Origin of the sequence: Komagataeibacter nataicola (assembly GCF_003207795.1) — a bacterium.
GTDB lineage: Bacteria > Pseudomonadota > Alphaproteobacteria > Acetobacterales > Acetobacteraceae > Komagataeibacter > Komagataeibacter nataicola.
This window is the reverse complement of record NZ_NIRT01000007.1, coordinates 1-22,052: the sequence shown is the minus strand read 5'-3', so window position 1 is coordinate 22,052 and position 22,052 is coordinate 1. Positions and strand designations below refer to the sequence as shown.

Genomic DNA, 22,052 nt, shown 5'->3' with positions numbered 1-22,052 from the left:
GGGGTATGATACGCGCGGCAAGGCTGCCCGCCCCGCGGGTGCGGGGCAGGGTGGATGGATGCGCACAGGGCGACAGGCAGGAAATGCGGTCAGGATTCCAGGAACGGACGCCCTTCATGGGCCACGAGCAGGTCGTGCATGTCGGTTGCGTGTTCTTCTTCTTCCGCCAGGATCTTTTCAAGCATGATGCGCGTTGTGGGGTCGTGATCGGCAAAATAGCGGATCAGTTCACGGTAATGCTCGATCACCAGCCGTTCGGCCACCAGGTTCTGGCGCACCATCTCAACAAGATTGCCGCCATTGCCGTATTCGCTGGCGGAGCGGGTGGCCAGCCCCTCGGGCGAGAGGTTGGGCACGCCGCCAAGCTGGTCAATGCGCGCGGCAGCCCACATCATATGGGCACGTTCTTCCTTGGCGTGGGTGGCGAACTCGGCGGCCACGCTTTCGCTGGTAATGCCCTCGACGGAGATGGAATGCATCGTATAGCGCAGCACGCATACAAGCTCGGTCGCCACCACGGTCTGCAGCAGGTCGATGGCGGTCTGCACATTGCCCTGATAGGCGGGGGTGAGCGCGCCTTTTTCGATTGCTTTCTTCGCGCGTTCGCGCAGGGTTTTCACGTCGGTCAGGAACGTGTTTTCAGCAACATCGGCCATGATGGGTTTCCCTGTATGTGGCGGCCTGCACATGTTGCAGGCCAGTTGAAAGGGGTTGCTGACGTAACGGGCCGAAAGAGCGCGCGGTTCCCCCCAAATGGGCCGCCTTTCATGACAAAACGCCCATAAACCTGAGAAAATGGGGGTTAAGGCAGGTTTTTCGCATGCACAGGCGTTGCCATTCACGTGCAGATCATTATTGATCTGAATTAATAAGACCTATTTGCATTAAGGATGACTCAAGCGCATGGTAGCATTCACCGCAGGCCAGCCCGAAAAGCTTCCCCGCCGCGCCTTGAGCGAGGAAGCCTATGACCATGTGCGCCGTGGGCTGATCCGTAGCCGGTATCGCTCTGGCGAACGGCTGGTCCTGCGCCCGCTTGCCGCTGAACTGGGGCTGAGCCCTACGCCGGTGCGCGAGGCGCTGCTGCGGCTTGTGTCCGAACATGCGCTGGAACTCAACGACCGTAACACCGCCATCGTGCCCGCCATGACCCAGCGCAGTTTTGCCGAGATCCATGACCTGCGCATGGATCTTGAAATGCGCCTTGCCGCCGCTGCCGCCCAGCGCGCCTCAACCCATGGCATCGAGGCGCTGGTCATCCTGCAGCACCAGTTCATGGATGCCTCCCGCGCGCGTGATGACGGCGGCATGGCGGCTTTCAACGCGGATTTTCACACCACGGTCGCAGCCCTGGCCGAACTGCCGCTTACGGCAAACATCCTGCGCAACCTGTGGATGCGTATCGGGCCGATCTACGCCCTGTCGCGCCCGATGATCCAGGCCGAGCACGAAGGCCGCACCCACCCGCATGAAGACCTGATTACGGCGCTGCGCCAGCGTGATGTCACGGCGGCCCAGGCTGCGGTCACGCGTGATTTCGAGCATGCGCGGCGCTGGATCGAGCCCCGCCTGTCGTAACCGGCGGGGCTGCCAGGGGCCGCCTTAAGGCTGGCCTGATGGACGCATCTGCGGCACTTCGATGTCGATTTCGAGCATCGAGACGGAATTGCCCCGGTCCAGCTTGACCTGAACCTTGTCCTGATCAACGGCGATATGCCGCTTGATCACTTCAAGAATTTCGGCCTGCAGTTTGTTCAGCAGGTCGGATTCATTACCCCTGCCGGTGCGTTCATGGGCCAGCAGGATCTGCAGGCGGTCGCGCGCGACAGGAGCCGAGGTCTTGGTATTGCGGCCAAAGAAGGACCCAAACAGGCTCATCAGCTTTTCCCCTTGAACAGGCGTGCCAGCAGCCCCTTGCGTTCAACCGGCACGGTCACTTCCAGCTTCTCGCCTTCCAGCCTGCGCGCGGCTTCGGCATAGGCGCGGGCGGGGGGGCTGTCGGGGCTGCTCAGGGTGACCGGCGCGCCGAGGTTGGAGGCGCGGAGCACTTCCTCGCTTTCAGGAATGATGCCAAGCAGCGGGATGGACAGAATCTCGAGCACGTCCTCGATGCGCAGCATCTCGCCCCGGGCGGCGCGGGCGGGGTCGTAGCGGGTCAGCAGCAGGTGTTTCTCGATCTTGCCACCGTTCCTGGCCTTCTCGGTCGTGCTGTCGAGCATGCCGATGATGCGGTCGCTGTCGCGCACCGACGAGACCTCGGGGTTGGTCACCACAATGGCGTGGTCGGCATGGTGCATGGCCAGCTGCGCGCCGCGCTCGATCCCGGCGGGACTGTCGCAGATCACCCAGTCAAACTTTTCACGCAGCTGCGCCATCACGCTGGCCACGCCCTCGGCGGTCAGCGCATCCTTGTCGCGTGTCTGCGAGGCGGGGAGGATGGACAGTGTCTCGATCCGCTTGTCGCGGATGAGCGCCTGCGAGAGCTTGGCGTCGCCCTGGATGACATTGATCAGGTCGAACACCACGCGCCGCTCGGCCCCCATGACCAGGTCGAGGTTACGCAGCCCGACATCGAAATCGACCACCACCACATTCTGGCCTGTCTGTGCCAGCGCCGCGCCGAGTGCCGCCGTGGACGTTGTCTTGCCGACGCCGCCCTTGCCGGATGTGACAACCAGCACTTTTGCCATGGGGGTAGTTCCTTGTGCGCTTTTGGGGGGTGTTTTCTTGTTCATGACCTGATGAATACGGTTGTAATATGGATGGGCACGCATGAAGCGCAACGGGGGCGGGGTATAAGTATCAGGGTTTGCGGCCCCTGAGGGTGGGCGGCACAAGCGGCTGGACCACAAGTGTGTCATTATTGAGAATGATCTGCGCCGGTTTTTCAACATAACGCGGATCGATTTCATCGGCGGTAATGTAATAACCGTCGATCGCCAGCAGTTCGGCCTGCATGGAATGGGCGAAGATGCGGGCATCGGGCTGGCCGTTCATGCCTGCTATCGCACGGCCGCGCAACGGGCCATAGACGTGGATCGACCCCCCTGCCGTCACCTCCGCCCCCGAGCCGACCGAGCCGAGGATGATGATGTCGCCATCCGGGTTCATGATAACCTGGCCCGAGCGGATCGGCTGCTCGATGAGCAGTGAGCCCCCGCGTGGTGGCTCGGGGGGCGCGGGCGTGGTATCGTCAGGGATCTCTACCGCACCCGAGGCCCGCCCGCCCTGGAAGCCCGCGGGCCAGTCCCACCCGGCGCAGGCGGGCCAGCTGGTGTCGCCGCCTTCGATTCCGATGATGCGGATGCCCCGCGCGCGCAGCGCCGGGTAAAGCTCGGCCAGCCCTTCGGTCCCTGCTTCGAGCAGGGAGAGGTCGAGAATGACCGGCTTGCCCGCGAAGAAGGCGCTCGATCGCGCGATCTGGGCATCAAGGCCTGCCAGCCAGTCGGCCAGCAGGGGTTCGGGTGAGAGCACCAGGGCCAGAAAGGATCGGCCACGAGCACGGATCTTGGGTGTGGGACGCAGTTCGTCTGGCAACGTGTTCCTGTCCTGCTCTGGGTCAATGGGGCCTGTCTGTTTCCAGCTACCGCGCCGGGCTCCGACTGTCGAGAAAATCCTGCCTCTTTAAGGGTATGCACGGCGGGTTTTTCTGTGATGCGGGCCCATGCGCGCACTCGGGGCTTGGCGAAGGGCGTGGCAATGCAATAAAGCGGGAACATGCGCATCCTGTACCACCTTCCCCTTTCGCCCTATTGCCGCAAGGTTCGCCTCGTGATGGGCGAAAAACGGCTGCCGTTTGAACTCAAGATCGAGCGGGTGTGGGAACAGCGCCCCGACTACCTCGACCGCAACCCCGCTGGCACCGTGCCCATGCTGCAGGAAGACACCGGGCTGTGCATCCCGGATTCGTGGGTGATCTGCGAATATCTTGAGGAAGCCTATCCCGACACCCCGCTGCTTGGCCGCACGCTGGCCGAGCGGGTGGAGGTACGCAGGCTGGTGGTGTGGTTTGACGAGAAATTCGGCCGCGACGTCTCGCGCAACCTGCTGACCGAGAAGGTGTACAAGCGCATCTCCGGCACCGGCAACCCCGATGGGGCTGCGCTGCGGGCGGGCTATGCCAACATCCGCACCCACCTCGCCTATATCGACTGGCTGGCGGAAACGCGGCGGTGGCTGGCGGGCAACCAGCTCTCGCTGGCTGATTTTGCGGCAGCCGCCCACCTGTCGTGCCTCGATTTCCTTGATGACGTGGACTGGTCGCGCGCGCCTGCCGCCAAGGACTGGTATGCCCGCGTCAAGAGCAGGCCCTGCTTCCGCTCCGTGCTGCAGGACCGTATTTCAGGCTTTACGCCGCCCGCCCATTACGCGGACCTGGATTTCTAACGCATGACGGCGCAGGAAGGCGGCCATGACGCCATCGTGCTGGGCGCGGGGGCGGCGGGCCTCATGGCTGCCGCCACGGCGGGGCAGGGCGGGGCGCGCGTTGTGGTGCTTGACCATGCACAGCATGCGGGGCGCAAGATTCTCATCTCCGGCGGCGGGCGGTGCAACTTCACCAACATGGATGCGGGTGCCGGGCAGTTCCTGTCCGCCAACCCGCATTTTGCCAAATCGGCGCTGGCGCGGTACACGCCCGCCGATTTTCTCGCCCTTGTGCAGCGCCATCGCATTCCGTGGCACGAGAAGGCGGCAGGCCAGCTCTTCTGTGACCGCTCGGCGCGCGACATCGTGGACATGCTCATGCGCGAATGTGCTGCGGGCCACGTTGAAATGCGCCTGTCAAACCGCATCATCGACGTGGCGCGGGACGGGGCGGGGCAGTACCGCGTCGAGACCGACCATGGCGTATTCCATGCGCCGAGCCTGATCGTGGCGACGGGTGGGCTGTCGATTCCCAAGCTCGGCGCCACGGGGCTGGCGCATGACCTTGCCCGGCGCTTCGGCCTGCGCGTGGTGGCCCCCGCGCCCGCCCTCGTGCCGCTGACCTTTGGCGCGCGCGACCGGGAGTGGATGGAACCGCTGGCCGGGCTTTCGGTTACGGTGGGCATTGCCTGCCATGACGGGGCAGGGCGGCAGGCGCGGCATGTCACCTTCCGCGATGGCATGGTGTTCACCCATCGCGGGCTGTCAGGGCCTGCCATCTTGCAGGCGTCATCATACTGGCAGCCGGGCGAGGCGCTCGAGATCGACCTGCTGCCCGGCGTCAATGCGGCGGCGCGGCTGCTCGAGATCAAGCGCGACCGCCCGCGCGCGGGCGGCCTGGCCATGCTGTCCATGCTGTTGCCGCAGCGCCTGGCGCAGCTTTTCGCGCGGTCCTGCCTGCCCGAGGGCCAGCTTGCGGGCCTGCCCGATTCGGTGCTGGCCGATACGGCTGGCGTGCTTGGGGCCTGGCGGCTCAACCCGCATGGCACGGAAGGCTACGTAAAGGCCGAGGTCACGCGCGGCGGTGTGGATACGGCCTGCCTCTCCTCACGCGATATGGAGGCGCGCGACGTGCCGGGGCTGTTCATGGTGGGTGAGGCGGTGGATGTGACCGGCTGGCTGGGGGGCTACAACTTCCAGTGGGCCTGGGCCAGCGGGCATGCGGCGGGGCAGGCCGTGGCCGAACGTCGCGGCTGAATGCTGTTTGCAGCCCAGCCTTTCCTGCTCATCTTCCTGCCGCTGGTGCTGGGGCTGTATTATGCCGTAGCCGCCAGCAGGGCCGCGCGCCAAGCCGTGCTCATCGCCGCTTCCCTGCTCTTTTATGGGTTGTGGGACTGGCGGTTCGTGCCCCTGCTGCTGGGCATGACCGGCTTCAGCCAGGGCGTTGCCGTATTATGGGGGCGCACGCAGTGGCGGGGCTGGCTGTGGCTGGGCATTGCGGGCAATCTTGGGGTGCTGTTTAGCTTCAAATATGCAGGCTGGCTGGCAGGCTGCGTGCTGGCCGCCATGGGGCGGGTGCCTACGCCGTGGCCAGTGATCCTGCCGCTGGGGCTGTCGTTTTTCGTGTTCCAGAAAATATCCTACCTTGTTGACCTCGGGCGCGGGCAGGCGCGGGTGTACCGGCTGGCGGATTTTGTGGAGTTCGTGACCTTCTTTCCGCAACTCGTGGCCGGTCCCATCGTGCGGCATAATGAACTGATCCCGCAGTTTGACGCCAGCCCGCGCGGCCCCGCCATGTGGGAGAACCTTGGCCGGGGCGGCCTGCTGTTGCTGGTGGGGCTGGGCAAGAAGGTCGGGCTGGCCGATACGCTGGGCAGCATGTGCGCGCCGGTGTTCGATGCCGCCCATATGGGCCATGCCCCGGCGCTGGGGGCGGCATGGCTGACGGCCGTGAGCTTCATGCTCCAGATCTATTTCGATTTTTCCGGCTATTCGGACATGGCGATCGGCATGGCGCTGATGATGGGCATCCGCCTGCCGTTCAATTTCAATGCGCCCTACCGCGCCGTATCAGTGCGTGACTTCTGGCGGCGGTGGCACATGACGCTGTCGCGCTTCCTGCGTGATTACGTCTACATCCCGCTGGGGGGCAACCGCTGTGCGCCCGCGCGGCAGGCCGTGAACGTGATGGCCACCATGGGGCTGGCCGGGCTGTGGCACGGGGCGGGGCTGAATTTCGTGGTCTGGGGCCTGCTGCATGGCGCAGCCCTCGCCACAGCCCATGCGTGGGACCGCACCGGGCGTATTTTGCCGCGCGGCATGGGCTGCGCGCTGAGCCTGCTGTTCGTGCTGCTGACATGGGTGGTGTTCTGCGCCGCCGACCTGCCCACCGCAGGGCGCATGCTGGCGGGAATGGTGGGGGCGCATGGCGGCGGGAGCATGGCGGTGGCGCACCCCGTGGTGCTGGCTCTTGCACTCATGTTTGCGGTGATCGGCCCGGCGTCGCAGCAGGTGGTGCTGGAGCGCGTGCGGCCCACGCCCTGGCTGGCGGTGGCGGCGGGGATCGCCTTCGTGCTGCTGGTGTTTCTGGTGGGTGGCAGGCCGCCGGAGGCCTTCATCTATTTCCAGTTCTGAAAGCCTGTGCACTCCATAATGCCACTTTTTTGAAAAAAAGATGGCATGCAAAAACTTTTATTCTGTGGATGTATTTCAGTATTCACGCTGCCCGCTGCTCAATCCATGAAATTTTAAAAGCCAGCCTGTAAACCTGCCAAAAACCGGATGAAAGTTTTTGGTTAAGCTTTTTTCAAAAAGCTTCAAAAGATCCCGTTTTTCAAGATACCATCGCCAGTCTCATGCAACCGGGACTGGTATTGGTCATGATGCTTTCCAATCTATGCAGATACAGCCCATAATGGGGCACGATTGCACCACCTACAGGCAGGAGCACATGGCAGGCAGGCGAGACAGCATGGATGATGGCCCGGCGGACCTGTTTGGCAACACGGCCCCCCAGCCCCCCGCGCGTGGGCCTGTCGCGTTTCCGCAGGCCCCTTCCGCCCAGCCCGCCCGCAACCAGCCCCTGGCCGACCGCCTGCGCCCCACCACGCTTGATGAGGTGGTGGGGCAGGACCATCTGCTCGGCCCCGATGGCAGCCTGCGGCAGATGCTCGCGCGTGGCTCGCTCGCCAGCCTGATTTTGTGGGGCGGGCCGGGGGTGGGCAAGACCACCATCGCCCGCCTGCTTGCCGCCGCCGCGGGCCTGCGCTTCGTGCAGCTTTCGGCCGTATTCTCCGGCGTGGCCGACCTCAAGCGCGCGTTTGAGGAGGCCCGGCGCACGGCGGCCTCGGGCGGCGGCACGCTTCTGTTTGTTGATGAAATCCACCGTTTCAACCGCGCCCAGCAGGATGGCTTCCTGCCGGTGGTGGAGGATGGCACCGTGGTGCTGGTCGGCGCCACGACCGAGAACCCGTCCTTTGCGCTCAACAGCGCCCTGCTCTCGCGCTGTCAGGTGCTGGTGCTGCACCGGCTGGATGATGCGGCGATGGAGCAGCTGCTCGACCGCGCCGAGGCCACCACCCACACGCCCCTGCCACTCACGCCCGAGGCCCGCGCCACGCTGCGCGCCATGGCCGATGGCGACGGGCGCTACCTGCTCAACATGGTCGAGCAGCTCCTTGCCCTGCCGCCGCAGCGCGAACCGCTTGACCCCGCTGCCCTGTCACGCCTGCTCGCCCGCCGCGCGGCGCTGTATGACAAGGACCGCGAGGAACATTACAACCTCATCTCGGCACTGCATAAATCCCTGCGCGGCTCCGACCCTGATGCGGCGCTCTACTGGTTCGCCCGCATGCTCGAGGGCGGCGAGGACCCGCGCTACATTGCCCGCAGGTTAACCCGCTTCGCTGCCGAGGACGTGGGCATGGCCGACCCCCACGCCCTGCCGCTGGCGGTTGCGGCATGGGAGACCTTCGAGCGTCTCGGCTCGCCCGAGGGTGAGCTCGCACTGGCGCAGCTTGTGGTGCACCTGGCCACGGCGCCCAAGTCAAACGCGGTGTACAAGGGCTACAACATGGCCCGCCGGGCCGCACGCGCCACCGGCAGCCTCATGCCGCCTGCGCATATCCTCAACGCGCCGACCGCGCTGATGAAGGATATCGGCTACGGCAGGGGGTATGAATACGACCATGATGCGGAGGGCGGCATATCGGGGCAGAACTACTTCCCCGATGGCATGCGCAGGCCAAAACTGTACCAGCCGACCGACCGGGGATATGAACGCGAAGTCGCGCGACGGCTGGACAGTTGGAACAGAGTGCGCGAAAGCCGTGGGTCATGAGTGTCGTTACCCTTACCGTCAGCGATGACGAAGCCGATATCCGCCTCGACCGCTGGTTCCGCAGGCATTACCCGCACCTGACGCAGGGGGCGCTGCAAAAGCTGTGCCGCACGGGGCAGGTGCGCGTGGATGGCAGGCGCGCCACTGCCGCCACCCGCCTTGCGCCGGGGCAGGCCGTGCGCGTGCCGCCCATCCCCAACGCCAGCCGCCCGCCGCCGCTTGCGGTCAAGCCGCTTGATGAGCGGCAGGTGCGCGAGATCAACCGGATGGTGCTCTACCGCGATGACCATCTGATCGTGCTCAACAAGCCCGCTGGCATTGCTGTGCAGGGCGGCCCCGGCATCACCCATCATATCGACGCGCTGCTCGATGGCCTGCGTGAAAACCCCGATGATCCGCGCCCCCGCCTTGTCCACCGCATTGACCGCGATACGTCGGGCCTGCTGCTCGTGGCCCGCACGCCGGGTGTTGCCGCCAAGCTGGCTGCCGCCTTCCGCGGGCGTGACGTGCGCAAGGTTTACTGGGCCGTGGTGGTGGGGCGTCCGTCGCCCGCCACCGGCATCATTGACCAGCCTTTGACCAAGCTGGGCGCGGGTGCTGGCGCCATCAGCGTGGTGGCCGAGCGGGGCGATGCGGATGCGGTGCATGCCCTGTCGGAATACGAGGTGCTTGATGCGGCGGCCCGCAAGATGTCGTGGCTGGCTCTCTCGCCCCTGACAGGCCGCACCCACCAGCTGCGCGTGCATTGCGAGGCGCTGGGCAACCCCATACTGGGCGACCCGAAATACGGGGGTGACAAGGCGCATGTCACCGGCTTCACCGATAAGCTGCACCTGCATGCCCGCAGGCTGGAGCTGCCGCACCCCACTGGCGGCACGCTGGTGGTCGAGGCCGAACTTTCGCCTCACATGCGCGAGACATTCAGGCAGATCGGGTTCGTTGCCCCGGCCGCCGCACCGGCCCGGCGCAAATAGCGCCATCCGGCACCACAGGACAGGAAGAAAAATGGCACAGAACGGAAATGCAAAACGGATCCTGATCGGGGGCGCGGTCGCCCTTGTGGTGATAGCGGGCGGCGGGGGGCTGGTGCTCAAATCCATGCTCGACCCCGATGCCGTGCGTGCCAAGGCCATCGCCGCGATTGAAAAACAGACCGGCCGGAAGGTGCGCATGGGGGCGCTTGAGTTCAGCGTCTTCCCCACCCTTTCGCTTTCGGTGAAGGATGTGGGCCTGTCGGACATGGCGGGTGGCGCCTATACCGACATGGTCACGGCAGACAGCCTGCAGGCCAGCGTGGGGCTGATGGCGCTGCTGCACCACGAGATCCAGCTTGATGGCCTGAAGCTTGACCATCCGGTGATCCACCTTGAGCGTACCGAACAGGGCATGGCCAACTGGCGCCTCACCCCCACCGGCGCGCAGGCCACGGCCAAGCCGGATGCCACGACCCAGCAGGCGGCGTCGGACTGGAAGGTGCAGATCGGCAGCATACGCATCAGCAATGCCGATGTAGACTGGGATGACCGCCTTTCGGGCAGCAAGGGCAAGGTGGTGCTCGACCACATCAACCTGACCGACGTGGACGGCAGCAAGCCCGAGATTGACGTGGCGGGCCATAACGATACCGGCAGCTTTACGCTGGCGGGGCATACGGGTTCGATCAACCTCACCTCCACCGCGCGCTCGGGCTGGCCGGTGGCGCTCAAGGCGGCCTTCAAGGCCGGCGGCGAGCAGGTGGGCCAGCTGGCGCTCGATGGCACCGTGGCCGATCCCGACCACATGAAGGGCTATAACGTCACGGTTGATGGCAACATCGCCAGCCTCAGGGCGATCGACGCCTTCGTGCCCGGACTGAGCCTGCCCGACGTGCGCCGCCTCACGCTCAGGGCCAATGTGGTTGACGGCAGTGCCGCCGACAAGGAAGGCAGCGTGCCGCTGCTCAATTCGCTGCATCTCGACACGGGCGCGGTCGATGCGGGGCAGTACCTGTCGGGCCTGACCCTGCAGGGCCTGTCGATCGATGCGCCGGGGCTGAAGGATGCGGTCACCATCAACAGCCAGGGCCAGTGGCAGGGCAAGGGGCTGAAGCTGACCGGCACGCTCGGTTCGCTCCAGCAGCTTGACGCGGCGGTGATGTCGCACCTCGCCGAGGCGCTGCCGCTGTCGCTCGACCTGTCGGGTGATCCGGGCTCGCTGCGGGTGGCGGGCACGCTGGGCGGTTCGCGCGCGGTGGTCAATGTTACGGCCACGGCGGGGCAACTGCCGCTGCCCAATGGCGCGGTGCTCGACCATCTCGATGCCTCGACCCATCTGGTGAGCGAGGATAACGGCGCGCATTTCCAGCTTTCCGATCTGGTGGTCAAGAGCACGCAGCTTGCGCTCAAGGGCGGGCTTGACCTGTCCGTGCATGGTGGCGCGGGCGGGGTGCCGCTGGTCAGTGGCACGATCGACGCCAGCTGGCTGAACGCCGATGCCCTGATGGGCCCGCCTGCGAAGGCGGATGCACAAGGGGTAACGGCCGCCCCCGCGCAGGCCAAAGCGAATGATGACGCCCTGCCGTTTGATGAGCTGCGCAAGCTGGACATGGACCTGCGCCTGACGGTGGCGCAGATGGAATTCGAGGGCGATACGTACCGCAACGCCCTGACCCACATCAACCTGCGCAGCGGCGTGCTGAAGGTTGACCCCCTGCAGGCCGAGGGCACGGGCCGCCGCCTGTCGGGGCAGTTCGAGGTGGATGCAACGGCGGGCAAGACCCCCACGGTTTCGGGCACGATCGGCACGCTGGTGCTGCCTGCCGCCTGGCTGGAGAGCAAGGCCGGGCTGTCCAACATGGTGCAGGGCGCGTTGCAGGTTGTGGGTTCGGTCAAGACGCAGGGCAACACCCGCACCGAACTGCGTAACGGCATGAACGGGCATCTGGGCGTGTCGATGGTCAATGGCACGGTCAGCGGCAGCGCGCTGGGTCAACTGCTTGGTGACGCCGCGCGTGGCGCGCTGGGTTCCGGCCCGATTGCGCTGCGCTGCTTCGGCCTGCACATGGCCATGGCCGATGGCACGGCCAATGTCGATACCATCGGCGTGCAGACCAATGCGCTGACCGTAACCGGCAAGGGCACGGTGGGCATGGTCTCGCAGGCGCTTGACCTGCATCTGGTGCCGCAGCTCATGATCAGCGGCACCGGGGCCTCCGTGCCGCTGCGCGTGGGTGGCACGCTCAGCGCGCCGCGCCCCAAGATGGATGCGGGTTCTGACGGGCGCTACGCCATTGGCCTGCTGCTTGGCGGGTCTTCGGGTAGCAATGCCGTGGCCGATCCGTGCCCGGCTACCCTCAAGGCCGCGCGTGAAGGTGCAACCGGCCCCGAGCCCACCACCGCAGCCCCCAAGGCGGAAGGTGGCGCCAATGGCGCGGCTGGCCTGATTGGCAACTCCAAGGCCGCGCCTGATGTGAAGAAGGTGGGCGGCCTGCTCAAGGGGCTGGGCATCCTGAAATGATGAAGGATGGCGTGCGCCCCCCCACGCCCCAGACCGCAGGCAGGCGCAGGCGGTTCTGGGTTACGGCCGCAATAAGCCCGGTAGCGGATGGTGGCTTTACGGTGGAGCTTGACGGGCGGGGCATCCGCCTGCCCGGCGGCACGGCGCTGTGCGTGGCGTCGCGCGCGCTCGCACAGGCCATTGCCGATGAATGGGCAAAGGCTGGCGGGGAAAAGGGCGGCCATTTCACGCCCGATGACCTGCCCATGACGCGCATCGCGGGCACCATGATCGAGCGCGTGGCCCCCGACCCGGCGGCACAGGTCACGGCCCTGCTGCACTACGTGGATGGCGAACTGCTGTGTTACCGCGCCGATTATCCCGCACCCCTGTGCCGCGAGCAGCAGGCGCTGTGGAACCCGCAGCTTGCGTGGCTGCGCGCGCGGCATGACATCGACATGGCGGTGACGACGGGCATCATGCCGCTCGTGCAGTCGCCTGGCGTGCATGACGCGTGGCGGGCGCTGCTTACGCAGATGGATAATGCCACCCTGGCGGCCTTGGGGGTGATGGTGCCCGCGATGAAAAGCATCGTGCTGGGGCTGGCTGTAGCAACCGGCGCGCTGCCTGCGGCAAGGGCTGCGGAGATTGCCAGCGTGGATGAGCGCAGCCAGATGGACATCTGGGGCGAGGATGCGAAACTGCTCGAAGCCCTGCGCTTGCAGGCGGTGGAAGTGGAGGATGCAGCGCGCTTTCTCCAGCTTTGCCGGGTCGTGTAAAATACTTTATTGATAAAGGTTTTTTGGTGAAGCTTTTTTCAAAAAGCTTCAAAAAAGGCCGCTTTTATTAAAATAAAAGCGGCCCCGGAAACATTTACTGTCTGTTTTGTTCCTACATCAGGGCACCAGCACCGTGGCGCTGGCCAGGCAGGCAATGCCTTCCTCGCGGCCGGTAAAGCCGAGGCGCTCGGAGGTGGTGGCCTTGACGGAGATGCGGTCGATATCAACCTTGAGCAGTTCGGCAAGGCGGGCGCGCATCGCCTCGGAATGCGGACCGATCTTGGGGCGCTCGCAGATCAGCGTCACATCGGCATTGACCAGCATGCCGCCGCGCGCGCGAATGCGTTCGCCCGCATGCACGAGGAAGCGCGCGCTATCGGCATCCTTCCATTCATTCTTGCTGGGCGGGAAGTGGCGGCCGATATCACCCTCGGCCAGAGCGCCATAAATGGCATCGCACAGCGCATGGATGCCCACATCCGCATCGGAGTGGCCCGCAAGGCCGCGCGTGTGGGGCACGTTGATGCCACACATGATGAGCGGACGGTTCTCGGCAAAGGCATGCACGTCGTAGCCCGTGCCGGTGCGCGGCAGCAGGGTCGGGCCGATCAGGCGTTCCAGTCGCACCAGATCCTCCTTGTAGGTCAGTTTGATGTTGTCTTCCGCACCCGGCACGATGGCCACGGGGTGGCCCGCGTTTTCCAGCAGGGCGGCGTCATCGGTGGCATCGGCGGCTTCGGCCGCGCGGTGCAGGTCGCGCAGCAGGCCAAAGCGGAAGCCCTGCGGCGTCTGGGCACGGAACAGGTCGGTGCGCGGCACGGTATCGGTAATGATGCCATCCTTCGCGCGCTTGATGGTGTCAGCCACCGGCACGGCGGGGATCACGCCCGCATGCGCGCCAAGAGCGGCAATCACGCCCTCGGTCACGCTGGCGGGCACGTAGGGGCGTGCGCCGTCATGGATCAGCACCAGTTCGGGGCGCTCGGCCTCGGGCAGGCGGTCAAGCGCCTCAAGGCCCGCGCGCACGCTGGCCTGGCGCGTCTCGCCGCCGGGCACCACGGGCAGGACCGTGCAGCCCTCGGGCGCAAAGCCTTCAAGCGCACGGGCCAGCAGGGCTGGATCGCCCACCGGCTGGATGAGGCCGACATGAGGGGCAAGGGCATCCGCCGCGTGGCGGATGACGGGCCAGCCGCCGAGCGTGACATACTGCTTGGCGACGGGGGTCGCGGTCTGGGCGCTATACCGGCTGCCCTGGCCCGCGGCGAGAAGAATGGCTGCAACACGCATGATGCGGAGCAATGCGGCCATGTGGGCCGCGCGTCAAGCATTGTGCGCGGGCAGGGGCACTATCGGGGCTGTTCCGGCCCGTCCTTTTGGGTTGTCACGGTTGGGCAAAAATGTGCGTTGCGTGCCCCGAAGCTGATTGCACGGGGCGGCGGGAGCAGGTATTCTGCCTAAATCATAAGCATTCTTGATGGATAATCTAGCTGGCCTGTTTCCACGTTGCCGCATGCGGCTGGAAAGCCGGCGGGGAAGTAGGGTTCATGTCGTCTCAACTGCTCTCGCCCATTGATCTGGGTGGCGGGGTCATTCTCAGGGCGCCGGTCATTCTGGCTCCGATGGCGGGGGTGACCGACCTGCCGTTCCGCAGGCTGGCGCGCAGTCTCGGCGCAGGCCTCGTCGTGTCGGAGATGATCGCGTCATGGGCCATGATCCGCGAGAACGAGACCACGCTGCGCATGGCCGAAGTGGCCGATGATGGCCCCAATTCGGTGCAGCTTGCCGGGTGCGACCCCGAGGCGATGGGCCAGGCGGCACGGATCGCGGTTGATCGCGGGGCGGACATCATCGACATCAATTTCGGCTGCCCGGTCAAGAAAGTGGCCGTGGGCCAGCTTGCCGGTTCCGCCCTTATGCGTGATGAGGCCCAGGCGGGCCGCCTGCTTGAAGGCGTGGTGCGCGCGGTCAATGTGCCCGTTACGCTGAAAATGCGCATGGGCTGGGACCATAACAGCCTCAACGCGCCCACCCTGGCCCGTATTGCACAGGAATCGGGCATTCGCATGGTAACTGTGCATGGCCGCACCCGCCAGCAGTTCTATAATGGCACGGCGGACTGGCATTTCGTGCGCAATGTGGTCGATGCGGTGGACCTGCCGGTTATCGTCAATGGCGATATCCTGAGTGTGGAGGATGCCCGCGTGGCGCTCGAGCGTTCAGGCGCGCAGGGTGTCATGATCGGGCGCGGCTGCTATGGCCGCCCGTGGTTCCTGGCCCAGGTGGCGCGCGCGCTCATGCATGGCGAGGATATTCCCGAACCCGACCTGCCGGCGGAAAAAGCCATCGTGCTGAAGCATTACGGCATGATGATCGACCATTTTGGCGCCCATCCCGGCCTGCGGCTCGCGCGCAAGCATGTGTCATGGTACTCGGCGGGGCTGCCGGGTTCGGCGGGGTTCCGCGCGGCGGTCAACAGGATGGACACGGTCGATGGCGTGATCGGCATGATCCATGAATTCTATGACGGGCAGATCGCGGCGGGCCATGTGCGCGGGCCGCGCCCCTCCACCGTGGAGGCGGAAAGGGCCGCAGCGCGCGCGGCATGAACCATACCCCGCCCGAACCCGCCGGCCATGTGCCCTGCGCCCCCGATAACGTAACGGGCAACGGGCGGGTCATACTCGATTCGCTGGCGCTGCCGGTGGTGGTGGTGCGCGCCGATAACGCAATCGGCTACGTCAACAGCGCCGCCGAGCCGTTTTTTGGCATGTCGCGCGCGCATCTGGTGCAGATGCGCCTGACCGACATCCTGCCCGGTGACAGCCCGCTCTTTCTGCTCATGGAGCAGGTGCGCGCGCAGGACCACACCGTGGTCGAGCACGAGGTCACGCTGGAAAGTCCCCGCCTGCGCCATGAGGGCGTGACCGTGCAGGGCGCCCCCGTAATGGAGGAGCCGGGCTCGGTCGCGCTGACCTTCCATGATTTTTCTGCCGTGCGCGTGCTTGACCGCCAGCTTACTTTCCGCTCGGCGGCGCGCAGTGTTGCGGGCATGGCGGCCATTTTGGCGCACGAGGTCAAGAACCCGCTCTCGGGCATAAGGGGGGCGGCGCAGCTGCTTGAAACCTCGGTGGGCGAATCCGACCGTGAGCTTGCCGTGCTGATCCAGGACGAGGTCAACCGCATCCGCGACCTCGTGGACCGGATGGACATGTTCAGCGACCGCCCGATCGAACGCAGGCCGGTCAACATCCACCGCGTGCTCGAGCATGTGCGCAGGCTGGCCCAGCAGGGCTTTGCCGCCGATATCCGTTTTGAGGAAGTCTATGACCCCTCGCTGCCGCCGGTATGGGGTAACCGCGACCAGCTGGTGCAGGTGCTGCTCAATCTGGTGAAAAACGCCGCCGAGGCCCTGCACGACCACCCTGAAGGCGACGCGCCGCCGCTCATTACGCTCACCACCAGCTACCGCCCCGGCATATGGGTTTCCACCGGGGCGGGCAGCCAGCGCGTCCAGCTGCCGCTGCTGGTTTCGGTGCGTGATAACGGGCCGGGCATTCCCGAGAACATCCGCCCGCATCTGTTCGAGCCGTTCCTGACCACCAAGACCACGGGCAGCGGGCTGGGACTGGCGCTTGCGGGCAAGATCGTGGGCGACCATGGCGGTGTGATCGAGGTGGAAAGCCGCCCTGGCCGCACCGAGGTCCTGCTGCACCTGCCTGTCGTGACCGAAGACCGGGGCACGCCCTGAAGCCCTGCCAGAGTTGAGAGATTTATAGCGTATGTCGCTGCCGACCATTCTTGTTGCCGATGATGACCGTTCCATCCGCACGGTGCTGAGCCAGGCGCTTGGCCGCGCGGGCTATCAGGTCCGCGCCACGGCCCAGGCCTCCACCTTGTGGCAGTGGGTGGAGGAAGGCGAGGGCGACCTCGTGATTACCGACGTGGTCATGCCTGATGAAAACGGGCTGGACCTCATTCCGCGCATCCGCCGCATTCGCCCCGACCTGCGGGTGGTGGTGATGAGCGCGCAGTCCACGCTCATGACGGCGGTCAAGGCCACCCAGCGCGGCGCGTTTGAATACCTGCCCAAGCCTTTCGACCTCAAGGAGGTGCTGGCCGTCGTCGCCCGCGCGCTGGCGACTCCCGCCATGCCGGTGCAGGCCGCGGTAGTGGCCCCCCGGCCCGAGGAACAGATGTCGCTCATCGGCCGCTCGGTGGTGATGCAGGACATCTACCGCATCATCGCCCGCCTCACGACATCGGACCTGACCGTGATGATTACGGGAGAAAGCGGCACCGGTAAGGAACTCGTGGCCCGCGCCCTGCATGATTACGGGCCGCGCCGCGCGGGGCCGTTCGTGGCCATCAACATGGCCGCCATTCCGCGCAACCTGATCGAGAGCGAACTGTTCGGCCATGAGCGCGGAGCCTTTACGGGGGCGACGAGCCGGGTTGCGGGGCGCTTTGAGCAGGCAGCGGGCGGCACGCTGTTCCTTGACGAGATCGGCGACATGCCGCCCGAGGCCCAGACAAGGCTCCTGCGCGTGCTGCAGGATGGCGCGTTCACGACCGTGGGCGGCACCGTGCCCATCCGCGCCAACGTGCGCATCATCGCCGCCACCCACCGCGACCTGCGGCAGGCCATCCGCGAGGGCACGTTCCGCGAGGATCTGTACTACCGCCTGAACGTGGTGCCCATGCGCCTGCCGCCCCTGCGTGAGCGGGTGGAGGACATTCCGCTGCTCGCGCGGCATTTCCTGAACGAGAACGCCGATGACGCGGGCAACGTGCGCGTGCTTGATGAGGAGGCGATGGCCCGCCTGCAGGCCTATCGGTGGCCGGGCAACGTGCGCGAGCTTGAAAACCTGATGCGCCGCATCACGGCACTCCACCCGCAGGAAAGCATCGGGGCCGACATCATCGATGCCGAACTCGCCGAAGTCAGTAATACGGGCGTGCCGGGCGAGGGGGGCAGCAGCACCGAAACCCTGGCCGAAGCGGTGGAGCGCCACCTGCGCCGCTTCCTCGCCGCAGGGGCCGGGCAGGACGACATGCCCATGAGCGATATTTATGACAAGGTGATTGCCGAGGTGGAGCGCCCGCTCATTTCCATGATGCTCTCGGCCACGCGCGGCAACCAGATCCGAGCCGCCGCCATGCTGGGGCTGAACCGCAATACGCTGCGCAAGAAGATCCGCGATCTCGATATTCCCGTGGTGCGCGGGGGGGCATGACCACGCCCGCCCCGCCGCGCCCGAGCGTTGCCTATCGCCTGGCGCGCCGCATGCTCGACATGCTCGTGCGTCGCAACGTGGCTCTGGTGCTGGTGCTGCTCGCCCTTGTGCTGGGGGTGGCGACCTTCGTGGTGCTGTCGGGCGGCAATTCGCTGGCCCATCACCCGCAGATCCAGGCGCTGGTGTTCATCCTCAACTTTCTGGTGCTGCTGCTGCTGGCCACCTCGCTGACCGAAAAGGTGGGCCGCGTACTGGCCGAGCGGCGCAGCGGGCTGGCGGGCGCACGGCTGCATGTGCGGCTGGTCACGCTGTTTGGCATCGTGGCGGTGGCGCCTACCATCGTGGTGGGCACGTTTGCCGCCGTGTTCTTTCATTACGGCATCCAGATCTGGTTCAGCGACCGGGTGAACACCGCGCTGAACGAGGCGCTCGAAACCTCGCGCGGCTACCTGCAGGAGCATAACGCCAATATCCGCACGGAGGCCTTCTCGCTGGCCAACTACCTTGTCAGCGCCCAGACCGCGCTGGCCGGGTCGGGCGATGACCTGCTGCACAATGCTGACGCGCTCTCGCAGGTGCTGGATTCGCAGGCCACCCTGCGCGGGCTGGACGTGGCGGTGGTGTACGACCCGTTCACCAACACGGTCGTGGCCTCGGGCGGGCTGATGGGGCGCGCGGCCAACATGAAGGACCTGCCGCCGCCAGCCGCCACCCTCATGGCCCGCACCAACGAGATCGCGATCCTGGATTCGGCAGATGAAAAGACCGTCCGCGCGGTGGTGACGCTGGGCGATACGCCGCCGCTCATGCTCATGATCGCCCGCCCCGTTGATCCCGACATCCTCGAGCATATGCACCGCACCGAGCAGGTGGTGGCCGACTACCAGCGGCTCAATGGCAATCGCGGCAAGATCCAGTTCACCTTCGTGCTCATCTTCGCCCTCGTGGCGGTGCTGGTGCTGGGCGCGGCCATCCTGATCGGGCTGATGCTGGCCAACCAGATCGTGCGCCCGCTCGGCCTGCTCATCTTGGCATCGGAGCGGGTGAGCAAGGGTGATCTCGACAGCAACGTGCCCGAGGGCGACCGGGATGACGAGGTGGCCAGCCTGTCACGCGCCTTCAACCGCATGACCACCCAGCTTGCCACCCAGCGCGCCGAGCTGATCCAGGCCAACAACCAGATCAATGAACGCCGCCGGTTTACCGAGGCCGTGCTGTCCGGTGTTTCGGCAGGGGTGATCGGGCTGGATTCGCAGCGCATGATCGAGCTGCCCAACCGGGCGGCCAGCGTGCTGCTGCACCGCGACATGGCCGACTGCGTGGGCCGCCCGCTCATCGAGGTGGTGCCCGAACTTGCCGACATGCTCGCCCGCATCGCCCATGATGGCGCGCGCGAGCTGACGGGCGAGGTGCAGGTGCTCGCGGGTGGCCGCGCCAGCACGCTGCTGGTGCGAATCGGCGCGGAAATGCAGGGCAGCGTGGCCGGTGTCTCGGCCGAGGGCTATGTGGTTACCTTTGATGACATAACAGCCCTGCAGGTGGCGCAGCGCAAGGCGGCCTGGGCGGACGTGGCGCGCCGCATCGCCCATGAGATCAAGAACCCGCTCACCCCCATCCAGCTTGCCGCCGAGCGGCTCAAGCGCCGCTTCCTGCGCGAGATTTCATCCGACCCCGATACGTTCGTGCAATGTGTGGACACCATCATCCGCCATGTTGGCGATATCGGGCGCATGGTGGATGAATTTTCCGCCTTCGCCCGCATGCCGCAGCCCGTCATGCGCAACGAGGACCTCTCGCGCATCGTGCGCGAGGCGCTGATCCTGCAACGCAACGCCCACCCCGAGCTTGTCTATGATGTTGACCTGCCCGACCGGGGGCCGATCGTGCGCTGCGACCGCAGGCTGGTGGGCCAGGCGCTGACCAACCTGCTGCAGAACGCGGCCGACGCCATTGCCATGCGTGCTCCCGGCGTGGCGCCGGGCGGGGATGGCGTCATCGGCCACATCCGTATTACATTGGAAAATGACGGCGCGCATGTTCGCCTGCGCGTCGAGGATGACGGGATCGGGCTGCCGGTCGAGGATCGCGCCCGGCTGACCGAGCCATATGTGACGCACAAGCCCAAGGGAACCGGCCTGGGCCTTGCGATCGTCAAGAAGATTCTTGAAGATCATGGCGGCAGCATCGGGCTTGAGGACAATGCCGGGGGCAGGGGAGCTGTGTCGACGTTGATTTTGCCGATAAAGGACGACCATGGGGCATGAAATCCTGATCGTCGATGATGAGCCGGATATACGGCTCCTTATCGAAGGCATTCTGGCCGATGAAGGATATGAGACGCGGCTGGCGGGCGATTCCGATTCCGCCATCGCCGCCTTCCGCGAGCGCCGGCCCGCGCTGGTGGTGCTTGATGTCTGGCTGCAGGGATCACGGCTCGATGGGCTGGGCATCCTCAATGTGCTGCACAAGGAGGAGCCGTCCGTCCCGGTCATCATGATCTCGGGCCACGGCACCATCGAGACCGCCGTCGCCGCCCTGCAGCACGGCGCGTACGATTTTATTGAAAAACCCTTCCAGGCCGACCGGCTGCTTGTGGTGGTGCGCCGCGCGCTCGAGGCCTCGCGCCTTGCGCGCGAGAATGCCGAGCTGCGCCTGCGCGCGGGCTCGGGCACCGTGCTCGAGGGGCGCAGCGCCGCCATTGCCGCCGTGCGCAACCAGATTGACCGCGTGGCGCCGACCGGCTCGCGCGTGCTGATCTCGGGGGCTGCGGGCACGGGCAAGGAAGTGGCGGCAAGGATGATCCATGCCAGCTCCCGCCGTGCCGAGGGGCCGTTCATCGCGCTGAACTGCGCCACCCTCGCCCCGGGCCGGTTTGAAGAAGAACTGTTCGGCATCGAGGGCAGCGATGATGGCGCGGGCCGCCGCACCGGCGTGCTCGAGCGCGCGCATGGCGGCACGCTGCTGCTTGATGAAGTGTCTGACATGCCGCTTGAAACGCAGGGCAAGATCGTGCGCGCGCTGCAGGACCAGACCTTCGAGCGGCTTGGCGGCTCGCGGCGGGTCAAGGTGGATGTGCGCGTGCTCGCCACCACCAACCGCGACCTGCAGGCCGAGATCGGGCTCGGGCGTTTCCGTGAGGATCTGTACTACCGCCTCGCCGTGGTGCCGCTGCGCATTCCCAGCCTGCGCGAGCGGCGCGAGGACATACCCGAGCTCGCCCGCATGTTCCTTGACCGCGCGGCAGAAAACGCGGGCCTGCCGCTGCGCGAGCTTTCAGGCGACGCCATTGCCGCACTCCAGAGCTATGAGTGGCCGGGCAACGTGCGCGAACTGCGCAACCTGATGGAGCGCCTGCTCATCATGATGCCGGGCAACAGCACCGACCCCATCCGGGCCGACATGCTGCCCTCCTCGGTGGGGGAGGGGGCGCCCGCGCTGCTCAAGTTCGATTCTGACGAGGATGTGATGAGCCTGCCGCTGCGGGAGGCGCGTGACCTGTTCGAGACCCAGTACCTTCAGGCGCAGCTTTTGCGTTTTGGCGGGAACATCAGCCGTACCGCAGGCTTTGTGGGCATGGAGCGCAGTGCGCTGCACCGCAAGCTCAAGCAGCTCGGCGTAACATCGGAGGACCGCAACGCAGGATGAGCTTTTGCCCACCTGACGCATGCCTGCTAGACAACGAACCGTGATACGGATGGTGGCAACGCCGTAGCATGACACGTGACTGTGCCGTGTTGATCTTCGCCCAACAAACAACAAGTAATACCAACCGTTGATTGCTATAACCTATGAGCCCAATTGCGCAGTCCGATTGACATGATGCGCCATGGTTGATCGACGAGCTGGTTCCAGGCATGGCAG

At 65.8% G+C, this 22,052-nt stretch carries 18 protein-coding genes; 13 read left to right on the top strand and 5 right to left on the bottom strand.

All coding sequences use genetic code 11. The features are described 5' to 3' along the window. Nucleotides 1-89 precede the first annotated feature (89 nt). Entirely contained in the window at nt 90-656 is a 567-nt protein-coding gene (locus CDI09_RS05585) for a ferritin-like domain-containing protein (RefSeq protein WP_078526450.1), read from the bottom strand. 247 nt (nt 657-903) lie between these two features. On the opposite strand from CDI09_RS05585, the gene CDI09_RS05580 reads away from it, so the two are divergent. After that, nucleotides 904-1,578, top strand: a complete 675-nt coding sequence (locus tag CDI09_RS05580; protein ID WP_078526452.1) for a GntR family transcriptional regulator — start codon at nt 904-906, stop codon at nt 1,576-1,578. 24 nt (nt 1,579-1,602) lie between these two features. Here CDI09_RS05580 and minE read toward each other — a convergent pair whose 3' ends face one another. The 3 genes from minE to minC all read right to left on the bottom strand — a co-directional run bounded on the left by minE (nt 1,603) and on the right by minC (nt 3,537). Further along, nucleotides 1,603-1,878, bottom strand: coding sequence for a cell division topological specificity factor MinE (gene minE, locus CDI09_RS05575; RefSeq protein ID WP_078526454.1), 276 nt, complete (start codon nt 1,876-1,878; stop codon nt 1,603-1,605). After that, entirely contained in the window at nt 1,878-2,690 is an 813-nt protein-coding gene (minD, locus tag CDI09_RS05570) for a septum site-determining protein MinD (protein ID WP_078526456.1), read from the bottom strand. The genes minE and minD overlap by 1 nt, the downstream gene beginning before the upstream one ends. Before the next feature lie 112 nt (nt 2,691-2,802). Further along, a complete protein-coding gene (gene minC / locus CDI09_RS05565) occupies nt 2,803-3,537 on the bottom strand; it encodes a septum site-determining protein MinC (RefSeq protein WP_110571212.1) in 735 nt (244 codons plus the stop codon). A 180-nt stretch (nt 3,538-3,717) separates the two neighbouring features. Between minC and fzlA the strand changes: the two genes are divergently transcribed. The 7 genes from fzlA (at nt 3,718) to CDI09_RS05530 (ending at nt 12,957) form a co-directional block, all read left to right on the top strand. Further along, nucleotides 3,718-4,386, top strand: a complete 669-nt coding sequence (gene fzlA, locus CDI09_RS05560; protein WP_078526459.1) for an FtsZ-binding protein FzlA — start codon at nt 3,718-3,720, stop codon at nt 4,384-4,386. Nucleotides 4,387-4,389: 3 nt separating this feature from the next. After that, nucleotides 4,390-5,622, top strand: a complete 1,233-nt coding sequence (locus tag CDI09_RS05555) for a BaiN/RdsA family NAD(P)/FAD-dependent oxidoreductase (protein WP_078526461.1) — start codon at nt 4,390-4,392, stop codon at nt 5,620-5,622. Beyond that, a complete protein-coding gene (locus tag CDI09_RS05550) occupies nt 5,623-6,999 on the top strand; it encodes an MBOAT family O-acyltransferase (RefSeq protein ID WP_078526462.1) in 1,377 nt (458 codons plus the stop codon). Nucleotides 7,000-7,315: 316 nt separating this feature from the next. Continuing rightward, nucleotides 7,316-8,704 carry a replication-associated recombination protein A gene (locus CDI09_RS05545; RefSeq protein ID WP_078526464.1) on the top strand — a complete coding sequence of 463 codons (1,389 nt, stop codon included), beginning with the start codon at nt 7,316-7,318 and terminating at the stop codon, nt 8,702-8,704. Next, nucleotides 8,701-9,678 (top strand): RluA family pseudouridine synthase, encoded by a 978-nt coding sequence (locus CDI09_RS05540; protein ID WP_078526466.1) that lies wholly within the window; start codon nt 8,701-8,703, stop codon nt 9,676-9,678. The genes CDI09_RS05545 and CDI09_RS05540 overlap by 4 nt, the downstream gene beginning before the upstream one ends. Nucleotides 9,679-9,709: 31 nt before the next feature. After that, the gene (locus CDI09_RS05535; protein ID WP_078526468.1) at nt 9,710-12,199 is read left to right on the top strand and encodes an AsmA family protein; all 2,490 of its coding nucleotides are present in this window, start codon (nt 9,710-9,712) and stop codon (nt 12,197-12,199) included. After that, complete coding sequence (locus CDI09_RS05530; RefSeq protein WP_078526470.1) at nt 12,196-12,957, top strand: ATP12 family chaperone protein; 762 nt, start codon at nt 12,196-12,198, stop codon at nt 12,955-12,957. Before CDI09_RS05535 ends, CDI09_RS05530 begins: the two co-directional genes overlap by 4 nt. A 117-nt stretch (nt 12,958-13,074) precedes the next feature. On the opposite strand, the gene ispF is transcribed toward CDI09_RS05530, so the two are convergent. Beyond that, entirely contained in the window at nt 13,075-14,244 is a 1,170-nt protein-coding gene (gene ispF / locus CDI09_RS05525) for a 2-C-methyl-D-erythritol 2,4-cyclodiphosphate synthase (RefSeq protein ID WP_078528040.1), read from the bottom strand. A 257-nt stretch (nt 14,245-14,501) separates the two neighbouring features. On the opposite strand from ispF, the gene dusB reads away from it, so the two are divergent. From dusB to ntrX, 5 genes are read left to right on the top strand one after another with little or no spacing between them, the layout of a single operon-like run. Next, nucleotides 14,502-15,563 carry a tRNA dihydrouridine synthase DusB gene (dusB, locus tag CDI09_RS05520; RefSeq protein ID WP_110571211.1) on the top strand — a complete coding sequence of 354 codons (1,062 nt, stop codon included), beginning with the start codon at nt 14,502-14,504 and terminating at the stop codon, nt 15,561-15,563. Further along, a complete protein-coding gene (locus CDI09_RS05515; RefSeq protein WP_078526472.1) occupies nt 15,560-16,705 on the top strand; it encodes a two-component system sensor histidine kinase NtrB in 1,146 nt (381 codons plus the stop codon). The genes dusB and CDI09_RS05515 overlap by 4 nt, the downstream gene beginning before the upstream one ends. Nucleotides 16,706-16,736: 31 nt before the next feature. Continuing rightward, on the top strand, nt 16,737-18,191 hold the full coding sequence (gene ntrC / locus CDI09_RS05510) for a nitrogen regulation protein NR(I) (protein ID WP_078526474.1): 1,455 nt from the start codon (nt 16,737-16,739) through the stop codon (nt 18,189-18,191). Then, a complete protein-coding gene (locus CDI09_RS05505; RefSeq protein WP_078526476.1) occupies nt 18,188-20,455 on the top strand; it encodes a sensor histidine kinase NtrY-like in 2,268 nt (755 codons plus the stop codon). Before ntrC ends, CDI09_RS05505 begins: the two co-directional genes overlap by 4 nt. Beyond that, nucleotides 20,445-21,836, top strand: a complete 1,392-nt coding sequence (gene ntrX / locus CDI09_RS05500) for a nitrogen assimilation response regulator NtrX (RefSeq protein WP_078526478.1) — start codon at nt 20,445-20,447, stop codon at nt 21,834-21,836. The genes CDI09_RS05505 and ntrX overlap by 11 nt, the downstream gene beginning before the upstream one ends. Nucleotides 21,837-22,052 lie beyond the last annotated feature (216 nt).